General features: G+C 65.0%; 19 protein-coding genes. 7 read left to right on the forward strand and 12 right to left on the reverse strand.

Annotation, left to right across the window (positions count from 1 at the left end; all coding sequences use genetic code 11):
- The first annotated feature begins 42 nt into the window (after positions 1 to 42).
- The gene (locus XH91_RS31320) at positions 43 to 417 is read left to right on the forward strand and encodes a response regulator (RefSeq protein WP_128954176.1); all 375 of its coding nucleotides are present in this window, start codon (positions 43 to 45) and stop codon (positions 415 to 417) included.
- A 251-nt stretch (positions 418 to 668) separates the two neighbouring features.
- Here the strand turns inward: XH91_RS31320 and XH91_RS31325 are convergent, their stop codons facing one another.
- Positions 669 to 3,287 (reverse strand): TIGR02302 family protein, encoded by a 2,619-nt coding sequence (locus XH91_RS31325; RefSeq protein ID WP_128954177.1) that lies wholly within the window; start codon positions 3,285 to 3,287, stop codon positions 669 to 671.
- Between the two features lie 183 nt (positions 3,288 to 3,470).
- Between XH91_RS31325 and XH91_RS31330 the strand changes: the two genes are divergently transcribed.
- From XH91_RS31330 to XH91_RS31340, 3 genes are all read left to right on the forward strand, one after another.
- On the forward strand, positions 3,471 to 3,854 hold the full coding sequence (locus XH91_RS31330) for a carboxymuconolactone decarboxylase family protein (RefSeq protein WP_008567285.1): 384 nt from the start codon (positions 3,471 to 3,473) through the stop codon (positions 3,852 to 3,854).
- A 206-nt stretch (positions 3,855 to 4,060) separates the two neighbouring features.
- The gene (locus tag XH91_RS31335) at positions 4,061 to 4,969 is read left to right on the forward strand and encodes an NAD(P)-dependent oxidoreductase (protein ID WP_128954178.1); all 909 of its coding nucleotides are present in this window, start codon (positions 4,061 to 4,063) and stop codon (positions 4,967 to 4,969) included.
- Between the two features lie 311 nt (positions 4,970 to 5,280).
- The gene (locus tag XH91_RS31340) at positions 5,281 to 7,017 is read left to right on the forward strand and encodes a tannase/feruloyl esterase family alpha/beta hydrolase (RefSeq protein WP_128954179.1); all 1,737 of its coding nucleotides are present in this window, start codon (positions 5,281 to 5,283) and stop codon (positions 7,015 to 7,017) included.
- 40 nt (positions 7,018 to 7,057) lie between these two features.
- On the opposite strand, the gene lysA is transcribed toward XH91_RS31340, so the two are convergent.
- The 3 genes from lysA to argH form a co-directional block, all read right to left on the reverse strand.
- Positions 7,058 to 8,323, reverse strand: coding sequence for a diaminopimelate decarboxylase (lysA, locus tag XH91_RS31345; protein WP_128954180.1), 1,266 nt, complete (start codon positions 8,321 to 8,323; stop codon positions 7,058 to 7,060).
- 26 nt (positions 8,324 to 8,349) lie between these two features.
- Complete coding sequence (gene lptM / locus XH91_RS31350) at positions 8,350 to 8,640, reverse strand: LPS translocon maturation chaperone LptM (RefSeq protein ID WP_128954181.1); 291 nt, start codon at positions 8,638 to 8,640, stop codon at positions 8,350 to 8,352.
- 93 nt (positions 8,641 to 8,733) lie between these two features.
- Positions 8,734 to 10,131, reverse strand: a complete 1,398-nt coding sequence (gene argH / locus XH91_RS31355) for an argininosuccinate lyase (RefSeq protein ID WP_128954182.1) — start codon at positions 10,129 to 10,131, stop codon at positions 8,734 to 8,736.
- Between the two features lie 101 nt (positions 10,132 to 10,232).
- Here argH and tlpA point away from each other — a divergent pair, with 101 nt between their 5' ends.
- Positions 10,233 to 10,898: a thiol:disulfide interchange protein TlpA gene (gene tlpA, locus XH91_RS31360; RefSeq protein ID WP_128954183.1), complete on the forward strand. Its 666-nt coding sequence runs from the start codon at positions 10,233 to 10,235 to the stop codon at positions 10,896 to 10,898.
- On the opposite strand, the gene XH91_RS31365 is transcribed toward tlpA, so the two are convergent.
- The 6 genes from XH91_RS31365 to XH91_RS31390 all read right to left on the reverse strand — a co-directional run bounded on the left by XH91_RS31365 (position 10,899) and on the right by XH91_RS31390 (position 14,865).
- Positions 10,899 to 11,093, reverse strand: coding sequence for a hypothetical protein (locus tag XH91_RS31365; protein ID WP_128954184.1), 195 nt, complete (start codon positions 11,091 to 11,093; stop codon positions 10,899 to 10,901).
- A 72-nt stretch (positions 11,094 to 11,165) separates the two neighbouring features.
- Positions 11,166 to 12,047, reverse strand: a complete 882-nt coding sequence (locus XH91_RS31370; RefSeq protein ID WP_128954185.1) for a 3-hydroxybutyryl-CoA dehydrogenase — start codon at positions 12,045 to 12,047, stop codon at positions 11,166 to 11,168.
- A 210-nt stretch (positions 12,048 to 12,257) separates the two neighbouring features.
- Complete coding sequence (locus tag XH91_RS31375; protein WP_128954186.1) at positions 12,258 to 13,208, reverse strand: electron transfer flavoprotein subunit alpha/FixB family protein; 951 nt, start codon at positions 13,206 to 13,208, stop codon at positions 12,258 to 12,260.
- On the reverse strand, positions 13,208 to 13,957 hold the full coding sequence (locus tag XH91_RS31380) for an electron transfer flavoprotein subunit beta/FixA family protein (protein ID WP_128954187.1): 750 nt from the start codon (positions 13,955 to 13,957) through the stop codon (positions 13,208 to 13,210). Before XH91_RS31380 ends, XH91_RS31375 begins: the two co-directional genes overlap by 1 nt.
- Before the next feature lie 126 nt (positions 13,958 to 14,083).
- Complete coding sequence (locus XH91_RS31385) at positions 14,084 to 14,668, reverse strand: cob(I)yrinic acid a,c-diamide adenosyltransferase (protein ID WP_128954188.1); 585 nt, start codon at positions 14,666 to 14,668, stop codon at positions 14,084 to 14,086.
- Positions 14,669 to 14,670: 2 nt separating this feature from the next.
- On the reverse strand, positions 14,671 to 14,865 hold the full coding sequence (locus XH91_RS31390) for a twin transmembrane helix small protein (protein WP_128954189.1): 195 nt from the start codon (positions 14,863 to 14,865) through the stop codon (positions 14,671 to 14,673).
- Between the two features lie 233 nt (positions 14,866 to 15,098).
- On the opposite strand from XH91_RS31390, the gene XH91_RS31395 reads away from it, so the two are divergent.
- A complete protein-coding gene (locus XH91_RS31395; RefSeq protein WP_128954190.1) occupies positions 15,099 to 15,992 on the forward strand; it encodes a YihY/virulence factor BrkB family protein in 894 nt (297 codons plus the stop codon).
- Here XH91_RS31395 and XH91_RS31400 read toward each other — a convergent pair.
- On the reverse strand, positions 15,919 to 17,196 hold the full coding sequence (locus XH91_RS31400; RefSeq protein ID WP_128954191.1) for an ATP-binding protein: 1,278 nt from the start codon (positions 17,194 to 17,196) through the stop codon (positions 15,919 to 15,921). The genes XH91_RS31395 and XH91_RS31400 overlap by 74 nt on opposite strands.
- 105 nt (positions 17,197 to 17,301) lie before the next feature.
- Entirely contained in the window at positions 17,302 to 18,174 is an 873-nt protein-coding gene (gene gluQRS, locus XH91_RS31405; RefSeq protein WP_128954192.1) for a tRNA glutamyl-Q(34) synthetase GluQRS, read from the reverse strand.
- Between the two features lie 86 nt (positions 18,175 to 18,260).
- Here gluQRS and XH91_RS31410 point away from each other — a divergent pair, with 86 nt between their 5' ends.
- A complete protein-coding gene (locus XH91_RS31410) occupies positions 18,261 to 19,001 on the forward strand; it encodes a DNA-3-methyladenine glycosylase family protein (RefSeq protein WP_128954193.1) in 741 nt (246 codons plus the stop codon).
- The last annotated feature ends 13 nt before the right edge of the window (positions 19,002 to 19,014 follow it).

Here is a 19,014-nt window from a genome sequence, read left to right on the forward strand (position 1 = left end):
CACGGGAGGATTCGTCGCAGGAATCGTCCCAAGGATCGTCTCATGCCAAAAGTGTTGATCGCCGACGACGAGGATTCGATGCGCCAGCTGGTGGCGCGCGCCATCGCCATGGACGGCCACGAGACCGTCACCGCCCAGGACGGTGCCGAGGCGCTGGAGATCCTGACCCGCGAGGACGGCGCGTTCGATCTGTTGCTCACCGATATCCAGATGCCCGTCATGGACGGCATTGCGCTGGCGCTTTCCGCTGCGCGCGACTTTCCCGACCTGACCATTCTCTTGATGACCGGCTTTGCCGACCAGCGCGAGCGCGCGTCGAATTTGAACGCGCTGGTGCATGACGTCGTGACCAAGCCGTTCTCGGTCGCGGATATCCGCACGGCGGTGGCGGATGCGCTTGCGGCGAAGAAGGGATGACGCGAGGGTGTCGCCACACATTCTGACGTCATGCCCCGCGACCCGGCTACGCCAAGGCTTCGCCGAGGTTGCGGTCCAGGGGCGCCGAAGCTTTAGCGAAGGCGGCAGGCGGGGCATCCAGTACGCCGCGGCCTCTCGATTCAATCACAACTGACTCTGGAATACTGGATCGCCCGATCAAGTCGGGCGATGACAGCGAGATTGTGGTGAGAGGTGCAAGCCAGTTGTAACTTGCGTAACGACTTCGCCACTCAAAAATCCTTCAGCAGCCGCTCGATATAATCGAGCTCGATCTGCGGACGCGAGGGGTCGCTGAGGCGGCGGCGGAGTTCTTCCAGAATGCGGCGGACGCGCTGGACGTCGATCTCGCCGGGGATCCTGACCGTGTAATCGTCGCCGAATTCGTGGCCACGCAACGGACGGCCGAGCGGGTCGGTCTGGTTGCCGCCGCTCTGCTGGCGACCGGCACGGTTGCCGGGACCGTCGCCCTGGCCATCGCCGTCACCCTGCTGCATCGCCTCGGCCATCTTCTGCGCACCCTTGCGCATCGCCTCCAGGGCCTTGCCCTGGGAATCCACCGCGCCGTCGGCATTGCCTTCGCCGAGCTTCGAGCCCGCATCACCCATGGCATTGTCGGCGGAATCGAGCCCGCCATCATCATCGCCCTGGTCGGCATCCTGATCGCCGTCCTGGCCGGACTGCGCCTGATCGCCTTGCTGGCCTTCCTGGCCCTTTTGTCCCTGTTGGCCTTTCTGGCCCTTCTGCGAGAGGCCGCGCTTGGCCATTTCGTCCTGGAGCTTCTTCAGTCGATCGCGCAGCGCCTGCTGGTCCTGCTGCAGGTCCGACATCGACTGGTCGCCCTGCTGCTGCTTGCCGCGCATCCGATCGCGCCGGGAATCCTGGCCCTGCTTGTAGGTCTTGTCCCGCAATTGCTGCTGCTTGCGGATCATGTCGCCGAGCTCGTTGAGCGCCTGCTCCATGTCGCTCTCGCCGGATTGTCCCGGCTGCGCCATCTGGAGGCCCTCCAGCATCTGCTGGAGCTGGTCGAGCAGCTGCTTGGCCGCATCCTTGTCGCCCGAGCGCGACAAGCGCTCCATGCGGTCGATCATGTTCTGCAGGTCCTGCTGGCGCAGGATCTTGGTGTTGGGATCGAGCGGACGCGCGAGATTTTGCGCATCCTTGTTGTTGCGGAACTGCTCGGCAAGCTGGCGCATGAAATTGTCCAGCGCCGCCCGCAGATCCTGCGTGAGCTTCTTGATCTCCTCGTCGCTGGCGCCGCGGTCGAGCGCCTGCTTCAGCGCGTCCTGCGCTGCGCGGAGCGCCTTTTCGACGTCGGAGATGTTGCCGTCCTCGATCGTCACCGCGAGCGCCCACAGGCTCGCCACGACCTCGCGCAGCGCATCATCGGTGCGCGCCGCCTCAAGCTGCCGGGTGACGCTGTAGAGGCCGAGATATTGCCCGATCTCCTGCGTGAACAGTTCGGGCGCGATCATCAGCGCGTCGAGCGCGGTGTAGACGTCGGAATTCTTGTTGGCGTCGAGCGCGAGGATGCGGCGCTGCTCGATCAACGCGCGCGCGAGCGGCTTGGTGAAGAGCCGCTCGGGCAAACGCATGTTGAACGGCTCGCTTCGCGCCTCGTTGCCGGCCTCGTCCTTGGCCGTGAGCGTCAACGTGACATCGGCACCGGCGTAAGGATCCTCGCTGAGATCCTTCACCGTCTGACCGACACCGTTACGGGTGCGCGCATTGGGCAGCACCAGAGGAAATTGCGGCGGCTGGAACAGCGGTCGCGCGGCCGTCTTGCCGTCGCTGCCCTTGCCGGCTTCATTGGTGCGCGCGGCGACTTGCGCCTCGGCGCCGGTGACGCCGTAATCGTCCTCCATCTTGTAGACGAGCTGAAGTGCGCCGCGCGCCTGGCGCTCCGGATCCTTGGCGAGCGCGATCGTCGGCGGGCGGTCCGGCGTCGCCGCAAAGGCCCATTGCGGCTGACCCGAGGGCGCCCGGACATGCGCGGTGCCGTCGCCGGTGATGGTGAAATGCTTTTCGTTGGTACCCTTGGGCGCAGCTTCCTTGGGCTCGGCCTCCTTGAGGCCACCGGAGACCACGACATCCAGGCTGCCGCCGGACGAGCGCACGATCAGGGTCGAGCCGGCGGGAACGGCAAGCGGGCCCGAGGCCGGAAGGGCTGCGGCCTCCTTGTTGGCGGCCGACAGGATCACCGGCGGCTTTCCGGTGTAGAGCGGTGGCGTGACCCAGGCGTCGACGCGGATATTGGTCGGCGCCAGCACACCATTCCAGTCGAACGCCGCGCCGAGCCGCATCGCGCGCTCGTCGCCCGCGGCAAAGAAGGTCGCGACCAGCATCACCATCACCAGCGCACGCAACGCCCAGGGATCGTGGATGGCGAGGCGCGGGTGCGGCAATCCGGCGCGGATGCGCTTGAGCGAGGCCAACGTACGCTCGCGCTGCGCCTGCCAGAGCGCCAGCGCAACCGGATCCTGCGAGGTCAGCGTGTCCGTCAGCGTGGTGGCAGGACGGTGGCGAATGCCCGAACCGCGGTCGAGCCGGGCGAGCGCCTCTTCTCGGCTCGGCCAGCGAAACCGAATCAGCGGGAACAGGGCCGCAGCCGCTAATCCTGCGAAAATCACGAGACCAATGGCGCGGGCGACAGAGGGCAGCGCCAGCCAGAGACCGGCCCAGGACACCACCAGAAACAGGCCCGCAACGGTAAGAACACGCGCCAAGCCCGGCCAGGCACGCTCCCACGCGATGGCATAAGTGGACCGCTCGAGGGCCTGCGCCAGCTTCAGCCGCGACAGAGCATCGCCATCACGGATCGGGTCTGACGGGTCGGGGGTGACGCCGTTCAATCAACTCTCCAGGTTGCCCGGTAGAGCGAAGCGTACCACAACGGCAGCACTGAGGCATCCGTTCCTGTACGGGAGACACCCCTTTTCCCGCATAACACGAGGACGTGACTGGCGATGGGCAACCCCGTAATTTCCGCGGCGCCAATCCCGAGATGAATACCCAAGGGGAATAGAGGAAACGCCATGGACAAGAAGATGCACGACAAGGGCCTGGAAGTCCGCAAAGCGGTGCTGGGCGAGGCTTATGTCAACAATGCACTCAAGAACGTCGACGACTTCAACCGTCCGTTTCAGGAGATGCTCAACGAATATTGCTGGGGCACGGTGTGGGGCCGCGAGGAGCTGCCGCGCAAGACCCGCAGCATGCTCAACATCGCGATGATCGCGATCCTCAACCGCCAGCACGAATTCCGTGCGCATCTGAAAGGCGCGCTCACCAACGGCGTCACCCGTGACGAGATCCGCGAGATCCTGATGCAGGTCGCGATCTATGGCGGCATGCCGGCCGCCGTCGACAGCTTCCGCATCGCGCGCGAGGTGTTCGCGGAGATCGATGGGAAGGCGTGAGGGAGCACGAGTGAGAGAGGCAACCTGCCTCCCTCGTCGTCCTGGCGAAAGCCAGGACCCATAACCACCGACAGATGTGATGCGAAGGCTGCTGGTGACCACCGCGCTCAACGGCTCCTCCCCGGGGTAATAGGTCCTGGCTTTCCGCCAGGACGACACCGAGGGTGCGTGGCGCCGATCAACAAACAACAAACAAAGGAAACACCATGGACATTGGATTCATCGGCCTCGGCAACATGGGCTTCCCGATGGCGCGGCGGCTGATCGAGGCCGGCCACAAGCTCGTCGTGTTCGACACTCGCAAGGAGGCCGTCGACAAGCTGGTCGCACGCGGGGCGACCGCTGCGACGTCGCCAAAGGATGTCGCCGACAAGGTCGAGACGGTCATGGCGAGCCTGCCGTCGCTAAAAGCTTCGCTCGCGGTAGCCACGGGGGCGAACGGCGTGATCGAGGGCAGCCGAATCAAACGCTTCATCGACCTCTCGACGATCGGCTCGGCGATGGCTGCGAAGATTCACGGCCTGCTCGCACAACGCAACATCGTGCAGATCGACTGCCCGGTGTCGGGCGGCGTCGGCGGCGCCGAGAAGGGTACGCTGGCGGTGATGGTCTCAGGGCCGAAGGCGGAGTTCGAGCTGCTCAAGCCTGTTCTCGACGTGATCGGAAAGGTGTTCTTCATCGGCGAGAAGCCGGGCGCTGCGCAGACCATGAAGCTCGCCAACAATTTCCTCTCGGCCACCGCCATCGTGGCGACGTCGGAAGCCGTGGTGATGGGCGTGAAGGCCGGACTCGATCCCGCCGTGATGATCGACGTCATCAATGCGGGCTCGGGCATGAACACCGCGAGCCGCGACAAGTTTCCGCGCTCGGTGCTGCCGCGCAGCTTCGACTTCGGCTTCGCGACCGGCTTGATGGTGAAGGACGTGCGGCTGGCGCTGGAGGAGATGAAGCAGCTCGGCCTGTCGATGGAGGTCGCGGACGCGGTCGGACGTCTCTGGGAGACCGTGATAGCAGCGGAAGGCGCCGAGTCCGATTTCACCGCGGCAATCAAGCCGATCGAGAAGAAGGCCGGAGTCGTGGTCGGCGGCAAGGGCGGTGGCTTGGCGGGGAAGTAGCGCCGCCTTCTCCGCGGTCGTCCCGGACAAGCGAAGCGCAGATCCGCGACCCATACCCACCGGGAGATCTTTGGCGACGACTCGGAGTGGGGAGCTTTGCCCCACACTTTGTCCTGGGGTTATGGGTCACGGCGTTCGCCGGGACGACACCTCGTTTGTTGAGGCCGCATCGCACCTCACCACCACCTGCATCTCGCAACCGGCGCGCGAGAACATCAATCATCTCGCGACACGATGCTTCATCCTTGAGTTGTATTTGATGTAGGCTATCCTGTCCTCTCTACGACTACAAAAAAATCAGGGAGGACGGAATGAAGCGTCATCGACACTTACTTGTCGGTGCGACCACGGCCCTGTTTGCCTGTGTCGCACTCGGCACCTCGCCCGCCATGGCGACGGCGTGCACCAATCTTCGATCTCTGCAATTCCAGCACACGGTGATCAATTCGGCTGACGACAACACGACGGGCACCTTCGTCCCGCCCGGTGGAAGCGCGATCACCGGCCTTCCCGCGTTCTGCCGCGTCACCGCAACCCTGATTCCCAGCTCGGACTCCGCGATCAAGATCGAGGTCTGGCTGCCTGAAACGAAGTGGAACGGCAGGTTCCTCGGCACCGGCGGCGGCGGTTTCCAGGGCTTGATCACCTACAACGAGCTCGCCATCGGCATCCAGGCCGGCTTTGCTTCGACCAACAGCGATCTCGGCACGGGATCGTCCGGATGCAATCCGCTGTTCTGCGGCTCGGCCGGCAACATGGGCAACCAACTCGCCGCGGAGTTCGGCGATCCGACGGCGCCGTCGACCGGCCTGTTCGGACATCCCGAGCGGATCAAGGATTTCGGCTACCGCGCGATCCATTTGATGACCGAGCGCGGCAAGGAGATCGCCAGCGCGTTCTACGGCCATCGATCGCAGCGCGCCTATTTCGCCGGCTGCTCCACCGGCGGCCAGAACGCCCTGATGGAGGCGCAGCGCTTCCCCAACGATTATGACGGCATCCTCGCCGGCGCTCCCGCCTTCAATCGCACCCACCTGCATATGGCCGGACTCTATGGCTGGCAGAACGCGCATGCGAGCCCCGGCCGGCTCATCCAGCCCGGCCAGATGACGCTGATCAACCAGGCTGTGCTCAAGCAATGCGTCGGACAGGACGGCGGCGCCAAGACCGATCAGTTCCTGACCGATCCGCGCGATTGTCACTTCGATCCGAAGGTCCTGCTCTGCACCGGCGGCAACGCGCCGCCGGCGTGCCTGACCTCCGATCAGGTCACGACCATGCAGCGCTATTACGCCGGCACGCTCGATCCGGTGAACGGACAGCTCGTCAATCCGGGCTCCGAGCGCGGCAACGAGACCGACGACATCCTCGCGCTTGGCCTCGCGTTCCAGGAGCAACTGCCGGAGCCGGCCTTCGACGGCCTGTTCTACTGGGTGTTCGGGCCGAGCTTCGGCTATCCGGGAAGCACGACCAACTTTGCCAATTTCGATTTCCACCGCGACATCGACAAGGTCGACGATCAGCTCGCCGCGGTGCTGAACGCGACCAGCACCGATCTCGGCGACTTCCGTGCCCATGGCGGCAAGCTCTTGATGTACCACGGCTGGGCCGACCCGCTGATCCCGTCACAGAGCAGCATCAACTACTTCCTGGCTCTGGTCGGAAATGAGGGTCCAGGATCTCAGCAAGGCGCCCAGCCGGTCGGCTTCTTCGGCGGCAATCCTGCGCTGCAGCGGACCCAAAGCTATGCGCGTCTGTTCATGGTGCCCGGCATGTACCACTGCTCCGGCGGCCCCGGCCCCAACTCGTTCGATGCGCTGATGCCGCTGGTCAAATGGGTCGAGGGTGGCACGGCGCCGGAGACGATCCTCGCCACGAAATACGTGGCCGATACGCCGCCGGCGGTGCAAATGACGCGGCCGCTCTGCGTCTTCCCGAAAGTCGCGAAGTACAACGGCAGCGGCGACACGAATAACGCAGCGAACTTCACCTGCGTCGCCGACGAGACCGACTTCAATCAGAAGCCGGCTCCGAAATACGGGCCGTAACACATACGCTGCGTCGGCGAGCTTGAGCTCGCCGGCGCCCTCACAGCCACGGCGCTGGCTTATCCATCGCTATCAGCTGCTCGACCTCGATGCGCGGGCGGACCACCGCATATTGATCGCCCTTGACCAGCACCTCCGGCACCAGCGGCCGCGAGTTGTAGGTACCGGCCTGCACGGCGCCGTAGGCGCCTGCGGTCATGATGGCGATGAGATCGCCCGGCTTCGGCATTGCCAGCGTGCGGTCGAGCGCGAGATAGTCGCCGGTCTCGCAGACCGGGCCGACGACGTCGGCCACGATGGTCGCCGCACCCATGGCCGGCTGCGTCACCGGCACGATGTCGTGATGCGCCTCGTACAGCGTCGGACGGATCAGGTCGTTCATGGCGGCGTCGATGATGACGAAGTTCTTGCCGTCGCCCTGCTTCACATAGATGACCTTGGCGACCAGGATGCCGGCATTGCCGACGATCATGCGGCCCGGCTCGAACATCAGCGTGCAGCCGAGATTGTGACTGACCCGCTTGACCATGGCGGCGTAGGCATCGGGCGCCGGCGGCGCCTCACGGTCCATGTAATAGGGAATGCCGAGGCCGCCGCCGAAATCGACATGGGAGATGTTGTGGCCGTCGCTGCGCAAGGTCTGCACGAAATCGGAGAGGATGCGGAACGCCGTCTCCATCTTGGAGAGGTCGGTGATCTGGCTGCCGATATGCACGTCGGTGCCCGTGACCGCGATGCCGGGCAGCTTCGCGGCGCGGGCGTAGACCTCGCGCGCGTGCACGATCGGAATGCCGAACTTGTTCTCGGACCTGCCGGTCGAGATCTTGGCATGCGTGCCGGCATCGACGTCAGGATTGACGCGGATGGAGATGCGCGCGGTCTTGCCCATCTCGGTTGCAAGGCGCGACAGCAATTCGAGCTCGGGCTCGGATTCGACGTTGAGGCAGAGGATGTCGGCAGCGAGAGCGGCGCGCAGCTCGTCTTCCGTCTTGCCGACGCCGGAAAACACGATCTTGCTGCTGGGGATGCCGGCGGCCTGCGCACGCTTCAATTCACCTCCTGAGACCACGTCGGCGCCGGCGCCGAGCTTGGCGAGTGTGCGCAGCACCGACTGGTTGGAGTTCGCCTTCATGGCGTAGCAGACCAGCACCTTCTCGCCGGCAAAGGCTTCAGCGAAGACGCGGTAGTGGCGCTCCAGCGTCGCGGTCGAATAGCAATAGAACGGCGTGCCGATTGTCGCGGCCAGCTCGGACAGGTTCACCTCCTCGGCGTGCAGCACGCCGTTGCGGTAGTCGAAATGGTTCATGGCGTTGGCTCAGCTATGCCGGCGCGTTACCTGCCGGCTGGTTCGTCCAGGAGCGGGTCGAGGATAAACGATTTCTTCCTGCCCTTGGTCGCCGCCGGCGGCGCGTCGGCGCCATAGGTCGGATTGAACACGCTCGGCGTCTTCTGGGCTTCGGTCTCTGTGTCGGTGGGCGCGGCGACGTTGGCCGTGGAGGCACTGGAGGCGGTCGGCGGCAGGTCGAGCGGGCCTCTGCGGCCACAGCCGGCGAGCGCGAGCGCCGTCAGGCTAAGGACAATGATGGCCCACCCCGAGCCGGCCGGGCGAAACTGTGACGTCACGACGAAATCCCCACTAAGCGGCCGCACCATACAGAGATTGGCCCCCGCTGGCGAGTGCCGGAAGGCCACGGAGGTCCGGCGAAATTTCGGCCTTCAGCCCAATTTTCGCTCTTTTTCCAGCCGCTTGGCCCAGGCCTTGGCCTGTGCCGTCACGTTCTTCGGTGCTGTGCCACCGTAGCTGGTGCGGCTCTTGACCGACGATTCGACCGAGAGCACGCCGAGCACGTCCTTGGTGATTTTGGGCTCGATCGCCTGCATCTCCTGCAGCGGCAGCTCATGCAGCGCCACGCCGCCCGCGGCGGCCTTGGCGACGATGCGGCCGGTGATATGGTGGGCCTCGCGGAACGGCATTTTCAGCGTCCGCACCAGCCAGTCGGCAAGATCGGTCGCGGTGGCATAGCCCTCCCCCGCAGCAAGCTTCATCTTGGCCTCGTCAGGTACGAGGTCGCGGACCATGCCGGTCATGGCGCGGATCGCCAGCGACAGCGCGGCAAAGCCCTCCATGGCGCCCTGCTTGTCCTCCTGCATGTCCTTTTGATAGGCGAGCGGCAGGCCCTTCATCACGATCAGGAGGCCGTTGAGCGCGCCGATGACGCGGCCGGTCTTGGCGCGGACGAGCTCGGCGGCGTCAGGATTGCGCTTCTGCGGCATGATCGAGGAGCCGGTGGTGAACTTGTCGCTGAGGCGGATCATGCCCACCAGCGGCGAGGTCCAGATCACGATCTCCTCGGCAAAGCGCGACATGTGCACGGCGCAGATCGAAGCCGCCGACAGCGTTTCCAGCACGAAGTCGCGGTCGGAGACTGCATCGAGCGAATTCGCCATCGGGCGATCGAAGGCCAGCGCCTTCGCGGTGGCATGACGGTCGATCGGGAACGAGGTGCCGGCCAGCGCGGCCGCGCCGAGCGGCGATTCATTGAGCCGCTTGCGCGCATCCTGGAAACGGCCGCGATCGCGCGCGGCCATCTCGACATAGGCGAGCAGATGGTGGCCGAAAGTGACGGGCTGCGCGGTCTGCAGATGCGTGAAACCGGGCATCACGGTTCCGGCGTGTTCCAGCGCGCGCCCCACCAGCGCCTGCTGGAACGCGGCAAGCGCCGCATCGGTCTCGTCGACGATGTCGCGGACATAGAGGCGGAAGTCGGTCGCGACCTGGTCGTTGCGCGAGCGCGCGGTGTGCAGCCGGCCGGCGGCGGGCCCGATCAGCTCCGACAGGCGGCTCTCGACATTCATATGAATGTCCTCGAGCGCGCGCTTGAACGCGAAGCCGCCCTTGCCGATCTCTGACAAAATCGTGTCTAGACCCTTGCCGATATTTTTCGCATCAGAGGCCGTGATGATGCCATTCGCGGCAAGCATCGCGGCGTGGGCCTTGGACGCGGCAATGTCCTGGGCATAGAGGTGACGATCGACATCTATGGAGACGTTGATCTCTTCCATGATCTCATCGGGACGTTCCGAGAACCGGCCGCCCCACATCTTGTTGCTCATGATCCCCTGCTCACGCCTTGCCTTGCCGCATGTTTGCCGGCCGAGGCCAGCCGTATTAAGAGGCCCCTGATAGCCATATCTGCGACCGGATGACAAACGATATGCTCGACCAGAAGCCCTCCGCCACGCGCCGGATCCCCATCGTCATCGCCACCGTGGTGATCGGTGGCCTCGCCGGCTTCGCCGCGCTGTACGGGCTTGGCCTGAACCGGGCTCCGTCGGGCGATCCGAGCTGCAAACCGGCGGTGGCAACGGCCCAGAAGATCGCCCCGCTCGCCCGTGGCGAGGTGGCGGCGCTGACCATGGCGAGCGCCCCCCTGAAGCTGCCGGACCTGACCTTCGAGGACGGCGACGGCAAACAGAGGAAACTGTCGGATTTCCGAGGCAAGACCCTGCTGGTCAATCTCTGGGCCACCTGGTGCGTGCCCTGCCGCAAGGAGATGCCGGCGCTGGACCAGCTCCAGACCAAGCTGTCGGGCCCTGACTTCGAGGTGGTGGCGATCAATATCGACACCCGGGACCCCGAGAAGCCGAAAAATTTCCTGAAGGACGCCAATCTGACCCGGCTCGGTTATTTTACCGACCAGAAAGCCAAGGTTTTCCAGGATCTTAAGGCGATAGGCCGGGCGCTGGGCATGCCGACCTCGGTGCTGGTCGACCCGCAGGGATGCGAGATCGCGACGATCGCAGGTCCGGCGGAGTGGGCGAGCGACGACGCGCTCAAGCTGCTTCGGGCAGCGTTAGGCCCGGCTGCTGCGTCGCTTTAATTAGGCCGAGACGTTGAGGTTGCCGCCGACGCCAGCGCCAACATTGGCAAGGGAAGGCTGACCGGCGCCCAGCAGCGTCAGGACGGCGGACTTCTCCGCATCCGCGTTCTGCTTCATCAGCGTCGCCGAGATATTCGACTGTAGCGCGCCTTGCTGAGAGGCCAGCATGGTGCTGACCATCGCCATCGTGTCCATTACGCACACCCTCGTACCGGCGCGAGCCTAGGCGCGAGGGGTTAACACGACATGAATTGTCACAAGATCGATTTACCGCGTCGGAACCGGCTTGGCGCCGCGGTAGTCGTAGAAGCCACGCTGGGTCTTGCGGCCGAGCCAGCCGGCCTCGACGTATTTCACCAGCAGCGGGCACGGCCGGTATTTGGAGTCGGCGAGGCCCTCGTGCAGCACCTGCATGATCGACAGGCAGGTATCGAGACCGATGAAATCGGCAAGCTCGAGCGGGCCCATCGGATGGTGGGCGCCAAGCTTCATCGCCGCGTCGATCCCCTCGACATTGCCGACGCCTTCGTACAGCGTGTAGATCGCCTCGTTGATCATCGGCAGCAGGATGCGGTTGACGATGAAGGCCGGGAAATCCTCGGAGACCGCGACCTGCTTGCCCAGCTTGGCGACGAATTCCTTGGAGGCCTCGAAGGTCTGGTCGTCGGTGGCAATGCCGCGGATCAGTTCCACCAGCTCCATCAGCGGCACCGGATTCATGAAGTGAATGCCGATGAAGCGCTCGGGCCGGTCCGTGGCGGCGGCAAGGCGGGTGATGGAGATCGAGGAGGTATCGGAGGCGACGATCGCCTCCGGCTTCAGCACCGCGCAGAGCTCGTGGAAGATCTTGCGCTTGACCTCTTCCTTCTCGACCGCGGTCTCGATCACGAGATCGCAATCGGCGAGGTCGTCGAGCTTCTCGGCCAGCGAGATGCGCGCCATCGCCTTCGTCTTGTCGTCCTCGCTGACGGCCTTCTTGGAGACCTGGCGCGCCAGATTGCCGTTGATGGTGGCCATGCCGGACTTGAGGCGGTCAGCCGAGACGTCGTTGAGCACCACGTCGAAGCCGGCCAGGGCCGCGACATGCGCGATGCCATTGCCCATCTGACCCGCGCCGATCACGCCGACCTTCTTGATCACTGCCGCCATAATGTCATCCACCGGAACGGCGCGCATATCGCGCCCTGCCTAATCCCCCGAGCCGGGAGGTCCGATTTAATCAGAAGCTCGATTAGATCAGAATCCTGGCCCGAAACCTAGATTGGATCGCTTCGAAGGCGTGCCCCACGCCAAAGAAAACGCCTCAGAAATGAAACACCGGCCGGAGTTTATACCTCCGGCCGGTGTTTTTATCGCGTTTTACTTGCCGAGCTTGCCGAGTTCGGCGGTCAGCTCCGGAACCGCCTGGTAGAGGTCGGCGACTAGGCCGTAATCGGCCACCTGGAAGATCGGCGCGTCCTCATCCTTGTTGATCGCGACGATCACCTTGGAGTCCTTCATGCCGGCCAGATGCTGGATCGCGCCGGAAATGCCCACCGCGACGTAAAGCTCGGGGGCCACGACCTTGCCGGTCTGGCCGACCTGCCAATCGTTCGGCGCATAGCCGGCGTCGACCGCCGCGCGCGAGGCGCCAACGCCGGCGCCGAGCTTGTCGGCGAGCGGCTCGATGTACTTGGCGAAGTTCTCGCGGCTCTGCATGGCGCGGCCACCGGACACGATGATCTTGGCCGAGGTCAGCTCGGGACGGTCGCTCTTGGCGACTTCCTCGCCGACGAAGGTCGACAGGCCAGGGTCCGCCGCTGCCGCGACGCTCTCAACCGGCGCGCTGCCGCCGGCAGCTGCCGCCGCGAAGGTCGAAGTACGGACCGTAATGACCTTCTTGGCGTCCTTCGACTTCACCGTCTGAATGGCGTTGCCGGCATAGATCGGACGCTCATAGGTGTCGGGCGCGACCACCTTGATGATCTCCGAGACCTGCATGACGTCGAGCAGGGCTGCGACGCGCGGCATCACGTTCTTGAAGCGCGAGGTCGCGGGCGCGACGATCGCGTCGTAGGACGGGGCCAGCGAGACGATCAGCGCGGCCAGCGGCTCGGCGAGATCGTGCGCGTAGGCTTCGCCTTCGGCGACCAGCACCTTGGCGACACCGGCAAGCTTCGAGGCCGCCTCGGCCGCAGCCTTGGTGCCCTGCCCGCCACCGGCGACCAGCACGTGGACGTCGCCGCCGAGCTGGGAGGCCGCGGTCAGCGCCTTGTTGGTGGAGTCCTTGAGGACCTCGTGTTCGTGTTCAGCAATCAACAGCGCAGTCATCAGAGCACCCCGGCTTCGTTCTTGAGCTTCGACACCAGCTCGGCGACGTCCTTCACCTTGACGCCGGCCTTGCGGCCCGCGGGCTCAGCCGTCTTCAGAACTTCGAGGCGTGCCGCGACGTCGACGCCGTAATCGGCGACGGTCTTCTCAGCGATCGGCTTCTTCTTGGCCTTCATGATGTTGGGCAGCGAAGCATAGCGCGGCTCGTTGAGACGCAGATCGGTGGTGACGATCGCCGGTCCCTTGAGCTTGACAGTCTGCAGGCCGCCGTCGACTTCGCGGGTGACCTTGAAGTCGGAGCCTTCGACTTCGAGCTTCGAGGCGAAGGTCGCCTGCGACCAGCCGAGCAGCGCGGCCAGCATCTGACCGGTCTGGTTGCTGTCGTCGTCGATCGCCTGCTTGCCGAGGATGATCAGGCCGGGCTGCTCTTCTTCAGCAACCTTCTTGAGGATTTTGGCGACGGCGAGCGGCTCCACGGTGCCCTCGGCCTTCACCAGGATGCCGCGATCGGCGCCCATGGCGAGACCCGTACGGATCGTCTCCGACGCCTGCGCAGGTCCGATGGAGACCACCACGACTTCGGTCGCCTTGCCGGCTTCCTTCAGGCGCAGCGCTTCCTCGACCGCGATTTCGTCGAAGGGGTTCATCGACATCTTGACGTTGGCGAGTTCGACGCCCGATCCATCGCCCTTGACGCGGACCTTGACGTTGTAATCGACCACCCGCTTTACCGGCACTAAGACCTTCATCGATCCTCTTTCACTCAATTTGGGAGGGGGGTTATTCAACTGGCGCGGAACCTAAAGGCCTGATCCGGCCCGGTCAACGCGCGAAGGGGCCTAAATTTAGCCCCCTGAAATGCTGATCTCAATGGGTCAGCGATTCTGGCCCGGAACCCAGAGCACGTCGCCGGCACCATCATGGTTGGCGGCGCGGCTGGCCACGAACAGGAAGTCGGACAGGCGATTCATATACTGAATGCCAGCGGCGCCGACCGTCTCGCCGGGCTGCGCGGCCAGTTCCACCATCACCCGTTCCGCCCTGCGGCAAATCGTGCGCGCGACATGGAGGTAGGCGGCGGCCGGCGTGCCTCCCGGGAGCACGAAGGAGGTGAGCGGCGCAAGCTTGTCGTTGAGCGCGTCGATGTCGTGCTCGAGCCGCTCGACCTGGCTCGCGACCACCCGCAGACGCTCGGCCTTTTTGGTTCCTTGGCCCTCCCGCTCCGGCACGGCGAGATCGGCGCCGAGATCGAACAGATCGTTCTGGATGCGGCCGAGCATCGCATCGAGCACCAGTGCATCCTTGGTGTGAAGGCGCACCACGCCGATCGCGGCATTGGTCTCGTCGACGGTTCCGTAAGCTGTGATGCGCAGATCGTATTTTGGACGGCGCTCGCCTGACCCCAGCGCTGTCGTGCCGTCGTCACCGGTCTTCGTATAGATGCGGTTCAGAACAACCATGTTTACCGCCCCATCGCCCAGACCGCGATCATGGCGATGACGATCGCGACGAACTGGAGCAGCACGCGCAGGCGCATCAGCTTCTGCGATGTGTTCGGCGAGCCGCCGCGCATCATGTTGACGAGGCCGAGCAGCAGCACCACCGCCACGGCGGCCACGGCGATCGGCAGGATGAAAGTACTGAGGAGAGATGCCATTGGAGGGTGATAACACCGTGTGCGGCGCTTCGCCATGGCGTCGCGGCAACCGCCGTCATTCCGGGCGCGCGCAGCGCGAGCCCGGAATGACGGCGGGGCGCTTCGCGATCTGGCTTTTCCGTCAATAATATCAGATGGTAGGGAGATGATTTCCGGTCCGTGCAAATTGCCCGGCTTCTTTGCCTCTCCCCGCGCGCCGGGCGAGCGAATGACAGCTGTCGTGTAGGTCGCGCTTGAAAGCCATCCGCACCATCTATGTCATCGTAGAGGACGCCTTCTACACGTTCCTGGCCGACGACGGCTGGGCGATCGCGAGCCATATCGCGCTCTCGACACTGATGGCGCTGTTCCCGTTCCTGATCGTGCTGACCTCGCTGGCCGGCTTCTTCGGCTCCAAGGAGCTTGCCGACCAGGCAGCCGGGCTGATGCTCGAGGTCTGGCCGAAGCAAGTGGCCGATTCCCTATCCGGAGAGATCCACGACGTGCTGACCACGACCCGCACCGGGGTGCTGACGATCGGCGCGGTGCTGTCGGTCTATTTCGCCTCCAACGGCGTCGAGGCGCTCAGGGTCGCGCTCAACCGCGCCTACGCGGTGGTGGAGATGCGGCGCTGGTACTGGCTGCGGCTGGAATCGATCGGCTATACGCTGGTTGCGGCCTTCACCGCGCTCGCGATGGCGTTTCTGATCGTGCTCGGCCCGCTCTTCATCGAGGCGGCGCGGCGCCATATTCCGCTGTTCGTCGAGTCCAATGAAAGCATTCTCACCTGGCTGCGCTACGGCATCACCATCGGCGCGCTGGTGGTGGCCCTGTTCATCCTGCACGCCTGGCTGCCCTCGGGACGGCGCACCTTCTTCCAGATTCTGCCCGGCATCGTCTTCACCATGGTGGCATCGCTGATCTCGGGCATCGTGTTCGGCCAATACCTGGCGCGCTTCGCCAACAATTACGTGACGATGTATGCGGGGCTCGCCTCGGTGATCATCGCCCTGGTGTTTCTGTATTTCATTGCCGCGATCTTCGTCTTCGGCGGCGAGCTCAACGCCGCGATCATCAAGTCCCGACTTCCTCACGGCGTGTCGCTTCAAGCAGCGCAGTCGCTAAAGCCCGCGGGGACACAGGCTTGACGAGGAAGGCGTCGGCGCCGGCCTCGCGCGAGGCCGCCTCGTCCTCGCCACGACCGGACACGCCGATGATCGGGATCCGAGCCAGCGGCGCCTGCATTGTCCTGATACGCCTGATGGCCTCGACACCGTCGATGCCCGGCAACACCATGTCCATCAGCACGACATCGAAGCCGCCCTGCGCAAGCCGGCTCACCGCATCCTCGCCGCGTCCTATGAACTCGGCATGATGGCCGAGCTCGGTCAGGATCGTGTTGAGCACGACGCGGCCGAACGGATTGTCCTCGACGCTGAGCACGCGCAGTGCCGCCAGCGCCTCCACCTCGCCGCCTTCGGTCTTGCGTGCCTTGGTCGGCCCGGCCGCATCGAGCGTGACGGTCAGGGTGAAGGTGGCGCCGCCGCCCCGTCGCGGCGCCACCGTGATGTCGCCGCCCATCGCGCGGGCCAGTTGCTTGACCGAGGACAGACCGAGGCCGGCACCGCCGAAGCGCGAGGCGATGGTGACATTGGCCTGGGTGAACGGACGGAACAGGCGCTTGATCTCGGCCATGGTCAGCCCGATGCCGCTGTCGGAGACCGAGAAGGCGACACCGACCCGGCGCTTGTCCTTGGCTTTGCCGCTTGTTTTGCCTTTGGCCGGACGCCAAGGCGCGGCCGAGATGGCCACAGTACCCTGCTCGGTGAATTTGACCGCATTGTCGATCAGGTTCTCGAGTGCGGCGCGGAGGCGAACGGGATCGCCGACCACCAGACCCGGAAGCTTGTCGGAGATATCGACCTCGGCCTGAAGGCCCTTGGCAGCGGCGCGACCGGCGAGCGAATCGCCGGTGCTGCGGGCGAGCGCGCGCAAATCGAACAGATCCTGCCGCAGTGTGGCGCCGCTCTTGCCGGCGCCCTTGCCGGTCTTGGCGGCATCGACGAACAGCGTGGCGAGGTTCGCCAGATGCTCGGCACCGGCCTTGATCGTATCGGCCCAGCGCCGCTCGCGCTCGCCAAGGTCGGAAGTCGAAAGCAGGTCGCTGATCGCCAGAATGCCGGTCAGGGGCGTTCGGACCTCGTGGGCAAAAGCAGCGAGCGCCGCCTGAATCACATCGGGCTCGACATTCCCGTTGCTACGCCTGCGCACATGGCCAACCGCCCCGGACCGCTTCCGAGGCGGTCGCCTGGACTTTCGCGTCGTGCGCGCTGCACGCGTTCTCGCCGCCATAAATCCCCTTCGAAGTATCCTCTTCGAACCCCCGGGCTCAAAGGTGAGCATGGCACGACGGCCGCCCCGGAGTCACGGCGCTGCCGTGCTAACCCCCAGAGAAACTTAGCCTAATCCCACGGTCGTGCGGATGCCGGCGGGCGAGACGCCGGCCGCACGCAATTCCCGGAGGCCAGTCGAGCGATCCGATTTGGACAGCTTCCGGCCATCGGTGCCGCGAATCAGGCCGTGATGGCGGTAGACGGGCTCGGGGAGGCCGAGCAGAGCCTGAAGCAGCCGGTGGACCGAAGTAGCGTGAAACAGGTCCTGGCCCCGTACGATCTCGGTGACGTCCTGGAGCGCGTCGTCGACCACCACGGACAGATGGTAGCTGGTCGGCGTCTCCTTACGGGCCAGGATCACGTCACCCCATGCCTCCGGCCACGCGGAGACCGGGCCATGCTCACCGTCAGGTCCCTCACCCAATTCGTTCCAGGCCAGACCGGAGACCTGCCGGCAGGCCGCCGCCATATCGAGGCGCAAAGCGTAAGGCGCGCCGGAGGCGATCAGGCGCGATCGCTCGCTGGCCGGCAGCGATTTTGCGTCGCCAGGATAGCGCGGCGCACCGTCGGGGTCGCACGGCCATGGCCCATCCGCCTCGCGCGCGACGACCAGCCGCGCGATCTCCGCGCGGCTCTCGAACGCGGGATAAACGAGGCCGAGCGCGGAGAGCTTTTCCAGCGCGGCGCGATAGGCGGCGAGATGCTCCGACTGCCGCCGCACCGGCGTCTCCCATGTGATCCCGAGCCAAGCCAGGTCTTCGTAGATCGCGATCTCATATTCCGGCCGGCAGCGCGTCGTGTCGATGTCCTCGATGCGGAGCAGCAGTCGTCCGCCGGTCTCGCGCGCGCGGTCGAAATTGAGCAGCGCCGAATAAGCGTGGCCGAGATGCAAATGGCCGTTCGGGCTGGGGGCAAATCGGAAAACGGGTGGCGGCATTTGGCAAGATCTCGTCATGGCCAAGACTCTGTTACGATAGGAGATGGATCCGCGGGTCAAGCCCATGCGTGAAAAGTAGAGCGACGATGACCATCCACCTCGAATCTCAGTCCGACCTCGAAGAAGCTGTGCACGCGCTGGTCAAGCGCGATCCGCGCCTCAAGCCCGTGCTCGAGATCGCGGGCATGCCGGCGTTGCGGCGGCGCGAGCCGGGCTTTGCGGGGCTTGCGCATATCGTCTGCGGGCAGCAGCTGTCGACCGCGAGCGCGGCGGCGATCTGGGGACGCCTGTCCGCGGCCTTCGATCCGTTCGACCATGAGGCGGTGCGGCGCGCCCGCGCCGACCGGCTGGGGCGGCTCGGACTATCAGCGGCCAAGATCAAGACGCTGAAACATCTCGCGCGCGAGATCATCGCCGAGCGGCTGAATCTCGACGTGCTCGCCGAAGAGGATGCCGATGCCGCGCATCACACGCTGGTCTCGCTGCCCGGCATCGGACCGTGGACCGCCGACGTCTATCTCTTGTTCTGCCTCGGCCATGGCGATGCCTGGCCCGCCGGCGACCTCGCCGTGCAGGAGGGCATCAGGATCGGCCTCGGCCTGAAGGCGCGGCCGACGGAAAAGCAGATGGCACCGCTCGCCGAACCCTGGCGCCCGCTGCGTGGCGCCGCCGCACATCTGTGGTGGAGCTACTACCGCGCCGTGAAGAATCGCGAGGGCGTCATCGCCGGCGAAACGAAGGCCGTTTCAAACAATGTTGCTGTTGCAAAGCGCGCAACCGCCAAGGAGAAGATGCCGGCGCGGAAAAAGCCGGGACCTTCACCATGACATCGACCGACTT

This window comes from Bradyrhizobium guangzhouense, from assembly GCF_004114955.1.
GTDB lineage: Bacteria > Pseudomonadota > Alphaproteobacteria > Rhizobiales > Xanthobacteraceae > Bradyrhizobium > Bradyrhizobium guangzhouense.